Origin of the sequence: Modestobacter sp. SSW1-42, from assembly GCF_046635825.1 — a bacterium.
Lineage (GTDB): Bacteria > Actinomycetota > Actinomycetes > Mycobacteriales > Geodermatophilaceae > Modestobacter.
In genome coordinates this window covers 56,086-72,288 of the sequence record NZ_JBISCA010000005.1, presented here as the reverse complement: position 1 = coordinate 72,288, position 16,203 = coordinate 56,086, and the positions used below count along the sequence as shown (strand labels likewise).

Here is a 16,203-nt window from a genome sequence, read left to right as displayed (position 1 = left end):
CGGACGCCGGGCCGTGCGCGGGGTCAGGCCTCGACGATCGCAGCGACCGGGCCGCCGCCGGAGGGGCCCTGGTGCACCGCGGCCACCGACACGAACACGGCCGGGTCGCCGGTCACGGCCGCGGCGACGCCACCGACGGTGGCCTTGATCTGCCGGTGCCAGAACACGTCGGAGTCGTCGAGCATCGCGTTGCGCCGGCCGCGCACGTAGCCGGTCGGGTCGGCCTCGCACTTGAGGAAGACGTTGACCAGCCGGTCGCCCAGGTCGCTGGTGCGCGGCCGCTCGGGCAGGTCGAGGCCGGCGTCGCGGATGGCGCTCCAGATGCCGTCCTGGTCGAGCGCGTCGTTCATCACCGAGTGGCCGATCCGGTACTTCCCGCCGTGCCCGCGCGCGTTGCCGACGACGACGATCTGTGCCCGGTCCAGCTCCACGCCCGAGGAGCAGGAGGCGACCGCGCTGAACAGCGAGAAGTCGCGCATCACCTGCTTCTGCTCCGGCATCTCGATCTCGCCGAGCGCGAGCGCGATGCCCAGCGCCGTCGTCCCGTTGGACAGGTCCATCGAGCCGTGCGGCTCGTCGTAGTAGGTCTCCTGGCCGCGCGACTTGGCCTCGCGGATCGTCTCGATGGTCAGCAGCGGCGTCTTGGTCTGCACGTAGTGGACGTCGGCCGGGTCGGTGATGCCCGCCTCGGCCATCGCCCGCCGCACGCCCTCGGCGACCTTCTCGACCATGGTGAGCCGGCCGATGTCCTCGGGCAGCAGCACCTCGCTCATCGCGAAGCCCACGGTCAGCCGCGGCTCGTCGGTCTTCTCGACCGAGTCCTCGGGGAGGGTCGCGAAGATCGTCGCGTGCGGGCTGATCACGCCGTCCGTGCCGCCGGACCAGACGATCGGGACCTCCCCGACCTCCTCCTTGCTCCGCGAGCCCTTCTCCATCAGCACCTCGCGGAACGCCCGGTCGGCGATGATCCGGGTGTAGTCGTTGACGCCGCCGTTGCCCTCGGTCTTGCCGATGACGGCGACCACCCGATCGGCCTCCATGACGCCGTCGTCGATGAGCTTGGCCAGCTCGGAGGCGTCGCTGACGTTGTGCAGGGGGACCTTGCGGACCTCGATCGGTGCGGGCACGGCGATCTCCAGGGGGTGAGGTGGATCGAGCAGGCTGCGGTCGGGCCACCCTAACGCCGATTCTCTTAGCAGTGAACTACTTCGTCGGCATCCCCGTGGCGCCGGTCACCGGTCGGCGGTGCGGTGGACGGGGCCCGTGCCGCCGGTGAGCCGCTCGCCGGACCCGCCCCAGCGGCCGGCGACGATCTCCGCGGCGATGGAGACGGCGGTCTCCTCGGGCGTGCGCGCACCCAGGTCCAGCCCGATGGGGGAGGACAGCCGGGTCAGTTCGGCCTCGGTCAGCCCGGCCTCGCGCAGCCGGGCCAGCCGCTCGTCGTGGGTGCGCCGGGAGCCCATCGCGCCGACGTAGGCGACCGGGAGCCGCAGTGCGACCTCCAGCAGCGGGACGTCGAACTTCGGGTCGTGGGTGAGCACGCACAGCACGGTGCGCTCGTCGACCCGGCCGGCGTCGGCCTCGGCCCGCAGGTAGCGGTGCGGCCAGTCGACGACCACCTCGTCGGCGTCGGGGAAGCGGCGGGCGGTGGCGAACACCGGCCGGGCGTCGCAGACGGTGACCCGGTGGCCGAGGAACGACCCCACCCGGGCGACCGCGGCCGCGAAGTCGATGGCACCGAAGACGATCATCCGGGCCGGCGGGGCGTAGGAGGAGACGAAGAGGGTCAGCTCGTCACCGCGCCGTTCGCCGTCGGCGCCGTAGGTCAGCGTCGCGGTCCGGCCGGCGGCGAGCATGCCGCGGGCGTCGTCGGTCACCGCCTCGTCCAGCCGCGTGGTGCCCAGCGACCCCGCCGTCCGGTCCGGCCACAGCACCAGCCGGTTGCCGAGCCGGCCGGCCGGGCCGCGCACGCAGGTGACCACCGCGACCGGCTCGTGCGCCGCGACCGAGGCGGCCACCGCGCCGAGCTCGGGGAACGTCGCGCGCGAGACCGCCTCCACGTAGACGTCCAGGATCCCGCCGCAGGTCAGGCCGACGGCGAGGGCGTCGTCGTCGCTGACCCCGTACCGCTGGAGCGTGGGCTCGCCGGTGGCGGCCACCTCGGTGGCCTCGGTGTAGACGGCACCCTCCACGCAGCCGCCGGAGACGCTGCCCACCGCCGTCCCACCCGGGCCGACGAGCATCGCGGCGCCGGCCGGCCGGGGCGCCGAGCGCCAGGTGCCCACGACGGTGCCCACCCCGACGGTCTCGCCGGCCTCCCACCAGGCGAGCAGGTCACCCAGGACGTCCCTCATCCGACTGCTCCTCTCCGTTGCCGCCCGGGACGGGGCCGGGTGGCGGGTACGTGCTCGATCACGTCCACCAGCTCCTCGAACGCGGCCAGGCTGTGGCCGGAGACGAACGCGTCGACGCTCGGCAGCGCGGCGACCATCCCCGCGGTGAGCGGTTCGTAGCCCGGCCGGCCCTTGTGCGGATTGACCCAGACCACCGCGTGGGCCAGCCGCCGGAGCCGGGCCATCTGCTCGCCCAGCAGCTCGGCGCCGCCGCGCTCCCAGCCGTCGCTGCACACCACGACCACCGCGCCGCGGGCGGTGCCCCGCTGCCCCCACCGGTCCAGGAACGCCTTGAGCACCTCGCCGATCCGGGTGCCGCCGGACCAGTCGGGGATCGCCCGACCGCCGGCGGCCAGCGCCCGGGCGGCGTCCCGCAGCCGCAGCTCGCGCGTGACCCGGGTCAGCCGGGTGCCGATGGTGAACACCTCGGTCGACGCCGGCCGGGCCCGGACGGCGGCGTGCGCGAACCGCAGCAGCGCGTCGGCGTAGGGGGTCATCGAGCCGGAGACGTCGACCAGCAGCACCACCCGGCGCGGGCGTGGGCGCGCCCGGTGGCGCACCAGCCGGGTGACCTCGCCACCGTCGCGCAGGGCGCCGCGCACCGTGCGCCCGACGTGCACGGAGCCGTGCGGCGCGGGCCGCCGGCGGCGGGAGGGCCGCATCGGGGTGGCCGGGGCGAGCAGGGCGAACAGCCGGCGCAGCTGCGCGCGCTCGGCCGCGGTGAGGTCTCCGACGTCCCGGTGGCGCAGCACCTCCGCGCCGCTGGCCCGGGTCGCCAGGTCGTCGGGCTCCTCGCCGTCCGGCGACCCGGCGGCGGTCCCCAGCGGCGCGGAGCGCACCACCCGTGGCCGCGCGACCGGCGCCGCCCGGCGGGCGCGGGGCACCTCCCCGCCGAACCAGGCGGCGAACGCGGGGTCGTAGCGGTCCAGGTCGTCGGGGCTGCCGCAGAGGGTCAGCCGGCCGGCCCAGTAGACGGCGGCCGGGTCGAGGACGTCGAGGTGCGCGACGGCGGCGAGCATCGCGGCGACCCGGTCGGGGGACGCCGCGACCCCGGCGTGCCGGAGCGTGCGGGCGAACCCGAGCAGGCTGGTGACGACGTCTGCCGGCTCCTGCGTGGCGACGGCCTCGTCCCGGGGCTCGCCCTGAGCGTGCGCGGGCTGCGGAGGACGGGGTCCGCCATCAGCCCGCACCGAAGAGCACCCCGGGCTCCGTGGCGCGCACCCGGTCGCCGTCCTCGCGGTACTTCAGCACCGCGCCCAGCGTGCGGGCCGCGGTGTCGGGATCGAGCTCGCGGGCGCCGAGGGCGTGCAGCGCGCTGGCCCAGTCCATCGCCTCGGCCACGCCGGGGGGCTTGAGCAGGTCCATCTCGCGCAGCCGGGCGGTGGCGCGGGCGACCTGCCGGGCGAGGGTCTCGGTGACCTCGGGCAGCCGGCGGCGCAGGATCGCGACCTCGCGCGCGAAGTCCGGGTGCTCGAGCCAGTGGTAGAGACAGCGGCGCTTGAGCGCGTCGTGCACCTCGCGGGTGCGGTTGGAGGTGAGCAGGACCAGCGGCGGCGTCTGTGCCCGCACCGTGCCCAGCTCGGGGATGGTGATGGTGAAGTCGCTGAGCACCTCGAGCAGGAACGCCTCGAACTCGTCGTCGGCCCGGTCGACCTCGTCGACGAGCAGCACCGCGGGGGAGTCCTCCAGCGCCTGCAGCAGCGGGCGGGCGAGCAGGAACCGGCGGTCGTAGAGACCGGCCTCGAGTTCGGCGGTGTCGGTGGCGGTGCCGGCGGCCTCGGCGGCGCGCAGGTGCAGCAGCTGCCTGCCGAAGTCCCAGTCGTAGAGGGCGGAGCTGGCCTCCAGCCCCTCGTAGCACTGCAGCCGGTACAGCGGCCGGCCGGTGACCTCGGCCAGTGCGGAGGCCAGCGCGGTCTTCCCGACGCCGGCCTCGCCCTCCAGGAACAGCGGCCGGTGCAGGGCCAGCGCCAGGAACGCCGCCGTCGCCAGCCCCTCATCGGGCAGGTAGCCGGTCGCCTCCAGCGCGGCGGCCAGGGCGGCGGGGTCGGTGAGCTGGTTCACACGCGCAGCATCCCACCGCCCTGTCGGCGGCCACCGCGCACCTGTGGTCACCCCGGCCTCAGGCGTCGTCCGCCGGCACCTTCCGGGCCCGGCTGGGCTGCACGCGCATCGGCTCGCCGGGCATCTTCGGGGAGCAGACCCGCTGCACGGTGTGCATGGCTATGAATGCGCAGGTCACACGAGAGCGAATCCGGGTGGGTTATCCGGTGAGCGCGAGCAGGCCCCGCAGCGTTCGTCGGATGTGACGAAACTCGGGAGCGGACACCAGGTCTGGCTTTGGACCGGCAGACGGCTTCGCGCGCCGAGCCACAGCACAACCCACCTGATGAGTCAACTGAACTCGGGGCAGTCCCCAGCGCGGATGAGGTCGGCCTGGTGGGCCTCGCGAGCTATTGCGTCGACGTTGAACCCGAGCATCCGCATTCCAACCCAGACTTAGATCGCTCGCCGCTCGCGTCAGTAGGGCGACTTTCGCCCTGTCGCCGCGGACTTCGACCGCCGACCGCAGTCCACGGCGGAACTGCCGCGCAACACGCCTGCTATCGAACGTCCCCGAGACGCACGCTCGCCTGTGTCAATGTGCTGCCTACTTGATACATACGAACTGAGGACGGCATGTACATCTCTCCGCTGCTCGTGCTCCTGCTCCTGGTCGGCTTGGTCGCCGGCGGCGCGGCGCTGCTCATGCGCCAGTTCGCCCATGGTGAAGACAGCACGGTCCAGCGTGCGCAACGGCACGCCCGACGGACCTCTGCGACCGCAGTCGTAGTGGGCCTCCTCGCCGCGGTGGCCGCTGCCGTCGCCGTGCTGCTGCCGGCGCCGCTGGCTCCGGCGGCCGGGCGGCCCGGGGTGGCCGCGATGATGCTGCCGCTGGCCTTCGGGGTCGCGCACACCGGTGTCATCCTGGTCGGGGAGCTGACCTGGCCCCGGCCTGGCGGGATGGTCCGGCGGGCGCGGCTGGCGCATCGGGGCCTGCTGCAGGCTCTCCCGGCCTGGCTGCTGCGAACGACGATCGGCACGCTGATCACCGGGATTGTGGTGATCGCGGTGGGAGCGGTGACAGACGACCGCTACGACGCCAACCGCAGCATCACCGTCTACGCCGGCAACGGCCTGGTCGAGGGGGCGGCGTCTCCCTACGTGGGCTCGTTCTACGGCATGCCGGCTCTGGTGGGCCTGGGATGCCTGCTCGCGCTGAGCACGGCCGCACTGTGGGTTGTCGCCAACCGCCCCGCAATCGTCACCGACGACGTCGACGTCGACGTCGACGTCGAAAACGCCCTCCGGCGGGCATCGGCCCAGCGAGTGCTGCGCGGAGCGACCGCCGCGGCGATGATCCTGGTCGCTGGCCTGGTGACCGTCAGCGGGCTGGCGATCCGCAGCGCTGCGACGACGGCAGCCCAGGCCGCCCGCCTCAAGGACCTGCCCGTCGGCGCGGCCGCTTCCGTCCTGCCATGGGTGGGCGGCGCGCTGGCCCTCCTCGGCATGGTCGGCGGTGTGGCTGGCGTCGGCGTCTTCTTCGTTCGCACCCGCGTCCCCGTACCCGCCGCCGAGCTCGTCGACGCGGAGCGGTGAGGGCCATGGACGTCACCGTCGACCTCGCTAGCCCCACCCCGCCCTATGAGCAGATCCGCGCCCAGATCGCGGCCGCCATCGACAGTGGGCAGCTCGATGAAGGCACCCGGCTGCCCAGCATGAGAGCTCTCGCCGCCGATCTCGGCGTCGCCATCGGCACCGTGGCCCGGGCCTACCGCGAACTCGAAGGAGCCGGCCTGGTCGCCAGCCGGCGGCGGCTGGGCACCGTCGTGGCCGCCCCCTCCGTACCGGCGGCCGATGCTGGCGACGTGCGACAGGCGGCCGCCGAACTGGCCAGTCGAGCCCACCGAGCCGGGATGAGCGAGGAGACCGCCCTGTCACTGCTGCGCGCAGCACTGGTCGCACTCCGCGCCTGACCTTCCTCGCCCGCTGGAACCGCAGCGCACGAGACCTCGCCCTGCAGCAGGCCACCTGCGTCTTCCTCGACCAGGCGCAGGACGCCGAGATGCGCGATCGCAACGATGCCTTCAGCTGGCTGGCGGACGACCCCTCCCCGGCCGCGCCGACCCGCTGGTAGCCCCTGCACTCCCTGGAGCCCGACCAGTGACCCGGGGCCGCCCACCAGCTGTGGCGGGAGACCTGACGGCCAAGGAGCGCGCCGGTTGTCCTTCACCCGGCGGTCACGCTCTGACCGTTAGGCCCTGACCGTCATGTACCTGTCCACGCCGCTCTTGCCCCAGCGCCAGTTGACCAGCTCCCGGGAGAGCTGATGGTGGGCGGCGGTCTCCTCGCGGCTCCAACCGCGCCGGGCGGCGTGCTGGATCGCGGTGTCCGGGAGCAGCAGCACCCCACCCAGCCAGTCGGCCTGCCGCTCGTGGGCCTCGTCGTACTCGCGCAGCAGCTGGCCATCGACCAGCTGCATCTGGCCGTGCGGGTGGCCCAGCAGGAAGTGGGCGATCTCGTGGCCGAGGCTGTTGTTGATCCGCTCCACCGAGTGGGTCGGGTTGTAGATCGTCAGGGGCCCCTGGGCGGTCTCCAGGGTGATCGCCGACCAGGTTTCGGGATGCCCATCGGACTCATCGGTGAGCTCGGCCAGGTCGCCCGGGGACAGGGAGGGTAGTTCCGCCGGGGTCAACAGGGTGATGCCGTGGTGCTCAGCGAGCAGGCGGGGGTCCAGTCGATCCGCCGGAGTCACGCTCAGCAGCGCACGCTGAGCCGCGGCCTTCCGCTGGCACTGAGCCTTGAAGCCATGCGGGAACACCAATGAGGCCGAGGGCACGTTCCTCAGATCTCCTTGTTCTCTGGACGACCGAGGTCCTGATACGCCGCTCGCACCAGGGCCGCGAGGGCGCTCGCCGTGGCCGGCGGCAGCGTGCGGTCGGCTCGCAGATGGGCCTCGATCGCTTCTGGCCCGGTGGTGCGCTGGGGTCCGGCGATGAACAGGTCAGCGGAGACGCCGAGCCAGTTCACCAACGCCGCGAAGCTGCCGGTATCAGGCAGCTTCCCATTGATCACCCGGGACAGGGTCGCTGCACTGATTCCGATCTGTCCGGCGGCCTCGCGCAGTTTGAGCTTCTCGTCACCGAGCTTGGACTCGATCGCCGAGGCCAGCTCATGAACCCGGAAGGGAGCAGCCTCAGGCACCGCGCGACCTTCTTACAAGTGAAACGATGATGCACTCTTGCAACGTGACGGTCATGGACCTATCGTCTCACATGTGCAACGCCGTTGCACGTACCGACCTCACGACCTTGGGAGGGGTCATGGCACATCGCAGCGCACGCACCGGTCGCTACGTCTCCAGCTCCACGGCGGCTCGGCACCCACGTACCACCGTCACCGAACGAGGGGGCAACACCTCGCAGTCGGTAAACCACCGGTCGGCGATCACCGGCCACTACGTCACCGCGGCCACCGCCCGGCGGCACCCGAGCACCACCGTCACCGAGCGTGGCAAGAGCTCCTGAGGCTCAGGCGGTGTGGGCCGGCCGGCCCGCACCGCCACCCCACTCAAGCGCAGTCGCGACCGTATAAGAGGCATTGCCGTGCTGACCCTGCTGTCCATCGCCTTCCTGCTGCTCATCGCCTACGGCCTGGGCAGCTCCTTGCACTCCCTGCAGGCCGGTCCCGTCCGCGAGGAGTACCTGCGCGTCGTCCGGGCCATGCGCTGGTGGATGGTCCCGCTGGCGGTGGCCGGCCTGGTGGTCGTCGTGACCGTGTACGCCGTCCTGATCACCTACGGCCCCACATGGATGGCGTGGGGCTGGTGGTCAGCCCTGGGCGGGGAGGGCAACGTCAACCTCGGTCAGACCGGTAACGAGGGGCTGTTCTGGTCGGTCACCGGGTGGCTCATCCCGGTGGGGGTCGCACTGGCGGTGCCCCTGCTGGCCCGCCAAGAGGAAGTGTGGTTTCGCCGCGGCACCGAGAACTTCACGGTGCTGCAGACGCTGGCCCGCAGCCTCGTGTTCGGGCTCGTCCACCTGCTCGCGGGCATTCCGATCGGTGCTGCGCTCGCCCTCACCGTCTCCGGCCTGCTCTTCGCCGGGACGTACCGGGTGGCCTACGACCGTCCGCGGATGCCGGCCCTGGTCGCCGCTCCGGAGATCAACTGGGGTGAGTACGAGGCGATCTCGGACACCGGCGAGCGTCTGGCGTGGCTCGGGGAGCGCCTGAGTGGCTTCGATGCGCAGGTGGCCTCCCTGCAGCAGCGCAACCGCATCCGCGCCGAGTGGGAAGCGGACTGGGATAGGGCCCGCGAGCGGGCCACCGACGTCGCGGCCGCGATGCACACCGTGAGCAACTGGTGCGCCATCGGCCTCCTGCTGGCCCTCCTGGCGTTCACGTAGACCGAGAGGGTCTCCCTTCCCACCGCACCTGATCCGGGGGTGATCCAACCCCTAGGGACACCCCCCGCACGCGGGTACCGCCGCGCTTGGTTGACGAGCACTTCCCAGCCGGCCGTCGCACTGGCCTGGCGTGGGTGCGAAGGCCCGCTGACGAGCTCAACGGATGGGGGAGCTGAAGGACGAGCTGGGGTGTGGCTGGAAGACCGCGAGGGGAGGTTCACCTCCCGCGGTGGTCTCCGAGCCGGCCGGGAGGTACCAGAAGCCGTCTCCGCTGGCGTTGCTGACGATGCGGCAGCCGTCGAGGAGAACGTGATCGCGCACCAGGTGCTCGACCTCCTCGAAGAGGCCGGGCACGCCCTGCAGCCGGACTCGGTAGGACTCGGCTGCGGGGGTGGTTGAGCTGGGCAGGATCTTGGGAAGAGTGATCATGTCCGCGATCGTGGACCCGATAGGTCGCTAGTGTCGCCTCCTCGGAAGAGGCGGCTGCCCCACCTCTATCTGAGGGCGCTCAGCGTGCCGCAGCGCCGGCTGCCCAGCGCGTGTCTGGCAACGTCGGTGCGGGTTCTTGTACGGGATGTCATGGCAGGTGAGCTCGATCGAACTCCCGCTGCAGGCGTGGCCTGCGGCGGTGGGTGAGGCGGAGCTCGGCGATGAGCCGGTCGACGTGGTCGATGTGTTCCTGGTCGCCGGTGCCGGCTGCGAGGGTGCGCATCCCGGCCAGGCGCCGGGCGGCGTCGCGGTAATGCCCGGCGTCGGCGTGGGTGAGGTCGCGCTCGATGATCCGGGCGTGGATGGGGAGTGTGGCAGGCGGGTCGATGACCTCGTATGCGGTGGCCAGCGTTCCCCAGGTGTGGGTGTCGTCGGGGTCCAGGTCGAGGTCGTGGGCGAGCTGCCAGGCACGTCGCGGGTTGCGCAGGGTGCCCAGCGCGAAGCTCACGGCGTTCTGCGGTTGCTGCGCGAGCCGGCTGATGACGTCCTCCTCGATGTCGTCCCAGGCCCGGCCGGCGGCGGTGGCGGCCTCGTGCAGTCGGGCTGCGGTGGAGTCGGTCGGCCATCGGCCGAACACCGAGCGGCGGGCGGCGAGGATGTCGTCCGCGTCGTACCGGGGCTGCTGGTGGAGCAGGGAAACCCACAGGTCGGCGCACTCCTGAGCCTGGTGGAAAGGGCCGATCTCGGCCCCCTGCCGGGCCCAGTCGGTTGCGAGATCGACCCGGCCGATCTCGATGAGGGCGACCGCGGTGTCGTAGAACCAGCGGGCGATGCGCCGGTCGCGTGCGTGGGTGCGGATGACGGCGTCGGCGTCGCGGTCGAGGACGGCGAGCCGTTGCTCGTTCCAGGACAGCACCCAGTGCTCGTGCCGGTGGCTCGAGGCCAGGCGGTCGGCCGGCGGGTCCCCGACCCGTTCCCGGATCTCGCCGAGGCGGTGGCGGTAGGCGGTGATGCCATCGGGTCCGAGGGCCGGGGCGTAGGCAACAACGTCGAGCTCGAAGTAGTCGACGTCGCCGTCGAACTGGAACGCGATCATCCAGTCGACCAGCCGGCCCGGTGGAGTCGACGCGGCGGCCGCTGTCCTCGGGTGCAGGGCGAGCAGCCGGCGGCACGCGTCACCGATGACCCCGGAGGAGTCGTCGGCTCGCGCGATCACCTTGATCGCGCTCGTCAGCGCCTTGTGGGTCACCGCGTGCACCTCGACCGGTTCTCCGGTCGGCATGGCCTGCTCGAGCAGGTCGACCGCTTCGTGCATCACCATGCCGTGCTGGCGCGCCGAACCCCATCGGTGCAGATCGGCACGAGTCCGGATCAGCGGCAGCACCGCGGCGGCGAGAGGTCCCACCTGCTCATCGTCCCGGGCTCGTGGGAACTCGCCAACCCCGCCAACTGGGCACGGCCAGCGCCTGGAGCGCATTGACACACCGCGCAACCCGGGATGTGGAAGTGGATCGACGGTCCACAGGACCGCCGCAGAAGCGTTCCGCCGTCATTACGTCGGTGCAGCTTTACGTTATGAACGAGCCCACGGAAACGGAACGGCGCATCTGTCGCTTTCCCGGCTGCCAGCGGCCGGCGGCGGCATCGCATGCCGGGGCCGGCCGTCCGCCGGAGTACTGCGACGACAGCGCGCACAACCGGACCGCCGCTTGGCATGCACGCCGCCGACTGCGAGCGGGGCAGTCCGGGCATGCGCCCGGGGTCGAGTCGCGGCCGGTGGACGCTGCGCGGCAGCGGGCCGGTGAGTTGCACGGCCAGGTCGCCGGCATGGTCGAGCACCTGGGTCAGCAGCTGCAGGGGCTGCTCGAGGAGCTGCGGACCGTGGCCGATCCGGAAGCGGCCGAGCTGCAGATTGAGGCTGCGGCGAGTCAGGCGGCCGAGCAGGTGGCGACCGCCGAGGCGCGCGCCACTCGGGCTGAGCAAGCGCAACGGCGCGCCGAGGCCGAGCGCGCCGAGGCCGACGCCGCTGCGGAGGAGGCCTCTGCGCTGAGCGAGCAGCTCGGTACCGGGCTCGAAGAGGCTCGCCAGCGGTTGGCGGAGGTCCAGGCCGAACGAGACGGGGCGATCGCCGAGCTGGCCGGCGCCCACGCGGCCGTGGAGGGGGAGCGGCAGAAGTTCGCTGCAAAGCTGGCCGATGTCTCACAGCGGCTGACCGTCACCGAGGCGCGGCTGGTCGAGGCGCACGGCGGCCGGGACGCCGCGACGCAACGGGCCGAGGCCGCCCTGGTCGCGCAGTCCGAGGCAGAGGAACGCTTCCGCAACGCCGTCGAGCGGATTGATGCCGAGTCGAAGCGCGCCGCCCGGGCCGAGCAGGCAGTCGAGTCGCTACGCCGGGACCTGGCGCTGGTCGAACGGCGAACGATGGACCTGCATGAGGAGGTCGGCGATCTGCGCGGGAAGCTGGCGACGATGACCGCCCAGCGGGACGCCGCCGTTCGCGGCGCCGAACGCGAGAAGGCCCACGGTGAGCAGCGGGTCGACGACCTGCGTGCCGGTCACGAGAAGGAACATCGCCGACTCCAGGCGGAGTTCGGCGAGCTGCGGGGTGAACTCAACGCCGCACGCGAGGAGGTCGCCGTGCAGCGCAGCAGAGCCGATCGGGCCGAAGCCCGACTCGACAGCACCCCCGTCGTACGTGAGACCCGGCGCCCCCAGTCGCCCGCCGGGCGTGGAAGGGGTCGAGGCGAGAGCACGACCCCGGGCGCCGACCAGGCCGGTGGCTGATGTCCAGGAGGCTTGGCCGGGGCCCACCGAACTGGTTTATGGGAGCGGCGCCCCGCCGGTGTGCCGTAGAACTTGTCTTCCGAAGATCGGTGGCTGGCTTCCGATCGTGTCAGGCAGCGGCCGCGAGCAAGAAGCCCACCGCGAGAGCAGGGCCGTAGGGGATCGTGCTTCGACGGTCTCCACCGCGCATCACGGTCACGACGGCCTGCGTCACGGTGATCAAGGTGAACGCGGCGAAGGCCAACAGGAGACCGCGATGGGTGGCATGACCGAGGCCCAGCCCGCCGAGCGTCGCCAGGCGGACGTCACCGAACCCCGCTCCCGCGAATCGCCAGCACAGGAGCATCGTCAGCCCCGACGCCATCGCCGCGACGTCGCTGAGAGCCAGTCCCGGCCAGTCGCCGTGCACGGCCAGTGCCACGGTCAGCAGAGCACAGGTCAGGACGCCGGCCTGCCGGACGAGTGCGGTCGGGACGCGCTGGGTGACCGCATCGCAGCACGCCGCCGCGACGAGGGCGCACCCCCAGAGCAGCAGGACGGGCGCGAGCTCCCAGATCCCCGTGCGTTGTGCCACCGCAACCGCCGCCGTCCCGGTCGCGATCCCGCCGAGAGCCCCCGCCAGACCCAGACCCCTGCTCATGGCGTCCCGTCGCGCCAGCTGCGCGAGCCCGCGTGCCAGCAGCACGGGTGTGGCCGCCGCCCCGGTGACAACGGCTGCGATCACCACACCCAGCCACACCGCGTCCATGCGCGCCAGGTGCCTCCCCGCCGGTCCGCGAACGACTGCTCCCATGCGCTGGCACCTCGTCTGCCGAGACGCGAGGGAGCGGGTTGCGAGTGTGCGGCGCAGAAACCTGACAGGGCCTCGCGATACACCCATCTGGGGGACGACCGGCAGAGCCACCGTGACTCTGAGTCACCCGAACGGGTGTCATGGTGCTCGACGTCACACCGAGTTCACGGGGGAGAGGAAGTCTCGATGCACGAGCAGGCAGACCAAGAGCGGAGCGGAGGACGCGTGCAGGTGACGCGGACGGCGGTCATGGCAGCGGTGGTTGCCGTGCTCACGATCTCGGGCTGCTCGTCGTCCGGCGGCGGGGCCTCGACTGCACCGACCAGGACGACGACCCCGGGGCCGTCGTCGAGCGCCGCACCATCCGCGACCGATCCGGCCGACGAAGCACGAGCACAGGCCGTCGAGTTCGTCCCCACCTACGTCCAGACGATCGACGACCTCTACCTGGACCCGACGCGACCCCTCGACGACCTCTACGAGGTGGCCGTCGCGCCGGAGGCCACAAATCAGGCCACTGCCATCGGAACCTTTCGTTCGCAGGGCTACCGGCAGGTCGGGCGATCCGAGCTGGTGACGGCGACCGCCGACAGCGTCGACCTCACGACCGATCCGGCGGCGTCGCCGTCATCAGCAGCCCCGACCGTCGTGGTCACCGCATGTGTCGACGTGGAGCAGGTGCAGGCGACCGATGCGTCCGGGACCTCGGTCATCCCCGCCGACCGCCCGAGATACCTCGTCGCACGGTTGACGGTGGTCAACCCGGACTATCCGGACGCCTCCGGATGGCGGGTCAGCGAGGCTCCGAACAGGCAGGCGCAGTCATGCGACGGATGACGGTCGCGCTGTCCGGGGCGCTGCTCGGCCTCTGCGCCCAAGGCGTGTACTCGGGCACGGCCATAGCCGATCCGGTCACTTGCCAGCAGTACAACTCGCTCGGCATCTGCGTGGTGGAGGCCGAGTCCGCTCCGCAGCCGGAAAGTCGGCCGGTCGCAGTGGGCTCCGGTAGCGGTGGTGCGAATCAGGAGACTTCTTGCACCCTGGACGCCACCGGCGCCGCCATCCCCTGCCAGGAGGGCCCGTCGTGGTGGGTTCAGAGCCTGCAGTGCTACGCCCAGCCGATGCTCGAGCCACCCCCCAAGGACTCGCCGATCTGGGGCGGTCACACCGACGGCGCCATCTACTCGTGCACCTTCTTCACGGACGGTGGGGCCTTTCCCGGCACGAACGGGTTCACGTTCTGGTCGGCCACCGCTCCGGCCGGCCCCGCAGCCGTCGATCCCGCGGCGCTCGCCGAGCAAGCGCTGCGCACCCTGACCCTCCCGGAGCCGACGACCGGTCGATACCCGGCCGGGACCATGCGGGATGGGCGGCCCTTCACGGTGGTCAACGCCTACACGTGGTTCTGGACCGACCCCGCATCGTTCCGGGAGTTGACCGCGCAGGCGGACGCCGGCGGTGTCTGGGCCGAGGTGACGGTGACGCCGACCGCCTTGAGCTTCACACCCGGCGACGGGGCGGACGCTGTCTCCTGCCCCGGCCCCGGGGTGGCCTGGCAGCACGGCGACGGTGTCTGGGCGCCATCCCCGACAGGCTGCCAGTACCGGTATCCGCATTCGTCGATCCACCAGCCCGATGAGCAGGTGACGGCGACCTACGGCATCAGTTGGTCGGTCGCCTGGACGTCGTCGACAGGAGCGAGCGGCACTCTGCCGGACCTGACGACGACGTCGAATGCGACGTTCGCGGTTGCGGAGCTGCAGGCGGTGGTGACCGGATGACGGCACAAGTAGAGGGGACGACGACGTCAGCCGGGCGTGCCGCGGCTCCGGTGCGTGAGGCGGCACCACCACCTGTCCCCACGCTGCGGAGCGCGGCGGCGAGGCGGCGCACCAGCCGCAAGTCACTGGTCTTGAGCGTGCTCGTCGTCCTGCTCGGTGGTCTGATCGCCTTTGCCGCCGGCCGGATGCTGACCGCCCAGACCGAGGTGCTCGCGGTCGCCCGGGACGTGCAGGTGGGCTCGACGATCACCGCCGACGACCTGACGATCGCGAACGTCACCTCGGACCCCAACCTGTCACCCATCCCCGCGGCCCAGCAGTCCGAGGTCGTCGGAATGGTGGCGCAGGTCCCGCTGACCCGTGGCGAGCTGTTGACCCGCGCCCAGGTTGGCACGGGCACCGGACTCGCGGTCGGGGAGATGCTGGTGGCCCTGCCGTTGAAGGAAGGCCAGTTTCCCGCCCGAGGGGTGACGCCGGGGCAGCAGGTGCTGATCGTTCCGACTCCTGGTGCCGCGGGCTCCACAAGCGGAACCGATGCCATGGGCGGGACGTCCGATCGGTCGACCGAGGCGACCGTCGCCGAGGTGGGACCGGTGAACCCGACCACCCAGGTGACGGTCGTCGACGTGCGGGTCCGTGAGGCCGAGGGTCCGGCGGTCGCCCAGCTCGCCTCCACCGGCAGCCTGGCCTTGATCCTGCTGCCGACCGGGCGGTGACCGGGTGCTGACCGTCGTGGCCTCCGGCAAGGCAGCCCCCGGCGTGTCCACGTCCGCGTGGGCGCTGGCCTTGTCCTGGCCCCGACCGCTGCTGCTCGCCGACTGCGATCACGCCGGCGGCGATCTGGCACCGGGGCTGCTGGCCGGACGGGTCAGCGTCGACCGGGGCCTGCTCTCCTGGTCGGCTGCCGCTCGGCGGGGGGTGCCGGCGACGGCAGCCGCCACACTGTTGGCCGAGCACGCGGCGCAGGTCCCCGAGCATCCGCAGGTGGCGCTGATCCCCGGCTTCACGACGGCCACGCAAGGCGCGTCGTTCACCTCCGAGACGTGGGAGCGGCTCGCGCTGGCACTGGCAGCATCCACGACCGCCATCGGTCGGGACGTCGTGGTGGACGCCGGACGACTGGTCACCGATCGTGGATGTTGGCCGGTCCTGCGGGCCGCTGACCAGGTCCTCCTGGCGGTGCGGCCCAGCGTGCGGTCGGTGCACGCGGCACAGGACGCCGTGCGGCGGGTGCGTCGGGAGCTCGGTGACCTGGCAAACGTGGCCGCGCTGGTGGTCGGGAACGGGCCGTACTCGGCCAGTGAGGTGGTCAAGGCGCTGCACCTGCCGCTCGCCGGCGTGCTGCCCTACGACCCGCGCGCGGCAGCTGCCCTCTCCGACAGCGCGGTCTCGAGCATGAAGACGCTGCGGCGGTCCGCGCTGATGCGGGCGGCGTCGTCCCTGGCCGGCGAGCTGGCTGGCTCCGCCGAGGCCCCTTCGATCGCTGAGGCGGCAGCCCGATGAGCCCCGAGGACACTCGGTCGCCATCCTCGACAGCATCGGAGCTCCCGCAGGTCCCGACGCGCCCGCTGCTGCCCAGC

The 16,203-nt window shown here is 72.2% G+C and carries 18 protein-coding genes; 9 read left to right on the top strand and 9 right to left on the bottom strand.

Annotation, left to right across the window (positions count from 1 at the left end; translation table 11 throughout):
* Window positions 1-23: 23 nt before the first annotated feature.
* From ACGBYP_RS17655 to ACGBYP_RS17640, 4 genes are all read right to left on the bottom strand, one after another.
* On the bottom strand, window positions 24-1,127 hold the full coding sequence (locus ACGBYP_RS17655; RefSeq protein ID WP_411586173.1) for a ring-opening amidohydrolase: 1,104 nt from the start codon (window positions 1,125-1,127) through the stop codon (window positions 24-26).
* 105 nt (window positions 1,128-1,232) lie between these two features.
* The gene (locus tag ACGBYP_RS17650) at window positions 1,233-2,354 is read right to left on the bottom strand and encodes an XdhC family protein (protein ID WP_411586171.1); all 1,122 of its coding nucleotides are present in this window, start codon (window positions 2,352-2,354) and stop codon (window positions 1,233-1,235) included.
* On the bottom strand, window positions 2,351-3,583 hold the full coding sequence (locus tag ACGBYP_RS17645; RefSeq protein ID WP_411586169.1) for a vWA domain-containing protein: 1,233 nt from the start codon (window positions 3,581-3,583) through the stop codon (window positions 2,351-2,353). The genes ACGBYP_RS17650 and ACGBYP_RS17645 overlap by 4 nt, the downstream gene beginning before the upstream one ends.
* Window positions 3,573-4,454 (bottom strand): AAA family ATPase, encoded by an 882-nt coding sequence (locus ACGBYP_RS17640; RefSeq protein WP_411586168.1) that lies wholly within the window; start codon window positions 4,452-4,454, stop codon window positions 3,573-3,575. The genes ACGBYP_RS17645 and ACGBYP_RS17640 overlap by 11 nt, the downstream gene beginning before the upstream one ends.
* Before the next feature lie 615 nt (window positions 4,455-5,069).
* Between ACGBYP_RS17640 and ACGBYP_RS17635 the strand changes: the two genes are divergently transcribed.
* The gene (locus ACGBYP_RS17635; protein ID WP_411586167.1) at window positions 5,070-6,029 is read left to right on the top strand and encodes a hypothetical protein; all 960 of its coding nucleotides are present in this window, start codon (window positions 5,070-5,072) and stop codon (window positions 6,027-6,029) included.
* 5 nt (window positions 6,030-6,034) lie between these two features.
* Entirely contained in the window at window positions 6,035-6,406 is a 372-nt protein-coding gene (locus ACGBYP_RS17630; RefSeq protein WP_411586165.1) for a GntR family transcriptional regulator, read from the top strand.
* 278 nt (window positions 6,407-6,684) lie between these two features.
* Here the strand turns inward: ACGBYP_RS17630 and ACGBYP_RS17625 are convergent, their stop codons facing one another.
* Together ACGBYP_RS17625 and ACGBYP_RS17620 are read right to left on the bottom strand one after the other, a co-directional pair.
* Window positions 6,685-7,185, bottom strand: a complete 501-nt coding sequence (locus ACGBYP_RS17625) for an ImmA/IrrE family metallo-endopeptidase (RefSeq protein WP_411586164.1) — start codon at window positions 7,183-7,185, stop codon at window positions 6,685-6,687.
* Between the two features lie 89 nt (window positions 7,186-7,274).
* Complete coding sequence (locus ACGBYP_RS17620) at window positions 7,275-7,634, bottom strand: hypothetical protein (protein ID WP_411586163.1); 360 nt, start codon at window positions 7,632-7,634, stop codon at window positions 7,275-7,277.
* A 119-nt stretch (window positions 7,635-7,753) separates the two neighbouring features.
* Here ACGBYP_RS17620 and ACGBYP_RS17615 point away from each other — a divergent pair, with 119 nt between their 5' ends.
* Window positions 7,754-7,957, top strand: a complete 204-nt coding sequence (locus ACGBYP_RS17615; RefSeq protein ID WP_411586162.1) for a hypothetical protein — start codon at window positions 7,754-7,756, stop codon at window positions 7,955-7,957.
* Between the two features lie 78 nt (window positions 7,958-8,035).
* Complete coding sequence (locus ACGBYP_RS17610) at window positions 8,036-8,836, top strand: hypothetical protein (RefSeq protein ID WP_411586161.1); 801 nt, start codon at window positions 8,036-8,038, stop codon at window positions 8,834-8,836.
* Window positions 8,837-8,992: 156 nt separating this feature from the next.
* Here ACGBYP_RS17610 and ACGBYP_RS17605 read toward each other — a convergent pair whose 3' ends face one another.
* Window positions 8,993-9,265, bottom strand: coding sequence for a hypothetical protein (locus ACGBYP_RS17605; protein WP_411586160.1), 273 nt, complete (start codon window positions 9,263-9,265; stop codon window positions 8,993-8,995).
* A 148-nt stretch (window positions 9,266-9,413) separates the two neighbouring features.
* Window positions 9,414-10,742: a DUF6880 family protein gene (locus tag ACGBYP_RS17600; protein WP_411586159.1), complete on the bottom strand. Its 1,329-nt coding sequence runs from the start codon at window positions 10,740-10,742 to the stop codon at window positions 9,414-9,416.
* Between the two features lie 98 nt (window positions 10,743-10,840).
* On the opposite strand from ACGBYP_RS17600, the gene ACGBYP_RS17595 reads away from it, so the two are divergent.
* On the top strand, window positions 10,841-12,049 hold the full coding sequence (locus ACGBYP_RS17595) for a hypothetical protein (RefSeq protein ID WP_411586157.1): 1,209 nt from the start codon (window positions 10,841-10,843) through the stop codon (window positions 12,047-12,049).
* A 109-nt stretch (window positions 12,050-12,158) separates the two neighbouring features.
* Here ACGBYP_RS17595 and ACGBYP_RS17590 read toward each other — a convergent pair whose 3' ends face one another.
* Window positions 12,159-12,797: a peptidase gene (locus tag ACGBYP_RS17590; RefSeq protein ID WP_411586155.1), complete on the bottom strand. Its 639-nt coding sequence runs from the start codon at window positions 12,795-12,797 to the stop codon at window positions 12,159-12,161.
* A gap of 270 nt (window positions 12,798-13,067) precedes the next feature.
* Here ACGBYP_RS17590 and ACGBYP_RS17585 point away from each other — a divergent pair, with 270 nt between their 5' ends.
* The 4 genes from ACGBYP_RS17585 to ACGBYP_RS17570 all read left to right on the top strand — a co-directional run bounded on the left by ACGBYP_RS17585 (window position 13,068) and on the right by ACGBYP_RS17570 (window position 16,126).
* A complete protein-coding gene (locus tag ACGBYP_RS17585) occupies window positions 13,068-13,679 on the top strand; it encodes a hypothetical protein (protein ID WP_411586153.1) in 612 nt (203 codons plus the stop codon).
* On the top strand, window positions 13,676-14,623 hold the full coding sequence (locus ACGBYP_RS17580; protein WP_411586152.1) for a hypothetical protein: 948 nt from the start codon (window positions 13,676-13,678) through the stop codon (window positions 14,621-14,623). Before ACGBYP_RS17585 ends, ACGBYP_RS17580 begins: the two co-directional genes overlap by 4 nt.
* Before the next feature lie 137 nt (window positions 14,624-14,760).
* Window positions 14,761-15,339, top strand: a complete 579-nt coding sequence (locus tag ACGBYP_RS17575) for an SAF domain-containing protein (protein ID WP_411586151.1) — start codon at window positions 14,761-14,763, stop codon at window positions 15,337-15,339.
* Between the two features lie 4 nt (window positions 15,340-15,343).
* Complete coding sequence (locus ACGBYP_RS17570; RefSeq protein WP_411586149.1) at window positions 15,344-16,126, top strand: hypothetical protein; 783 nt, start codon at window positions 15,344-15,346, stop codon at window positions 16,124-16,126.
* The last annotated feature ends 77 nt before the right edge of the window (window positions 16,127-16,203 follow it).

Bases quoted from the DNA above. Each gene is read 5' to 3' on its own strand.
- ACGBYP_RS17595 (WP_411586157.1), top strand. From the start codon at position 10,841: ATGAACGAGCCCACGGAAACGGAACGGCGCATCTGTCGCTTTCCCGGC.
- ACGBYP_RS17615 (WP_411586162.1), top strand. From the start codon at position 7,754: ATGGCACATCGCAGCGCACGCACCGGTCGCTACGTCTCCAGCTCCACG.
- ACGBYP_RS17580 (WP_411586152.1), top strand. From the start codon at position 13,676: ATGACGGTCGCGCTGTCCGGGGCGCTGCTCGGCCTCTGCGCCCAAGGC.
- ACGBYP_RS17590 (WP_411586155.1), bottom strand. From the start codon at position 12,797: ATGGACGCGGTGTGGCTGGGTGTGGTGATCGCAGCCGTTGTCACCGGG.
- ACGBYP_RS17630 (WP_411586165.1), top strand. From the start codon at position 6,035: ATGGACGTCACCGTCGACCTCGCTAGCCCCACCCCGCCCTATGAGCAG.
- ACGBYP_RS17605 (WP_411586160.1), bottom strand. From the start codon at position 9,265: ATGATCACTCTTCCCAAGATCCTGCCCAGCTCAACCACCCCCGCAGCC.
- ACGBYP_RS17650 (WP_411586171.1), bottom strand. From the start codon at position 2,354: ATGAGGGACGTCCTGGGTGACCTGCTCGCCTGGTGGGAGGCCGGCGAG.
- ACGBYP_RS17600 (WP_411586159.1), bottom strand. From the start codon at position 10,742: ATGCGCTCCAGGCGCTGGCCGTGCCCAGTTGGCGGGGTTGGCGAGTTC.
- ACGBYP_RS17635 (WP_411586167.1), top strand. From the start codon at position 5,070: ATGTACATCTCTCCGCTGCTCGTGCTCCTGCTCCTGGTCGGCTTGGTC.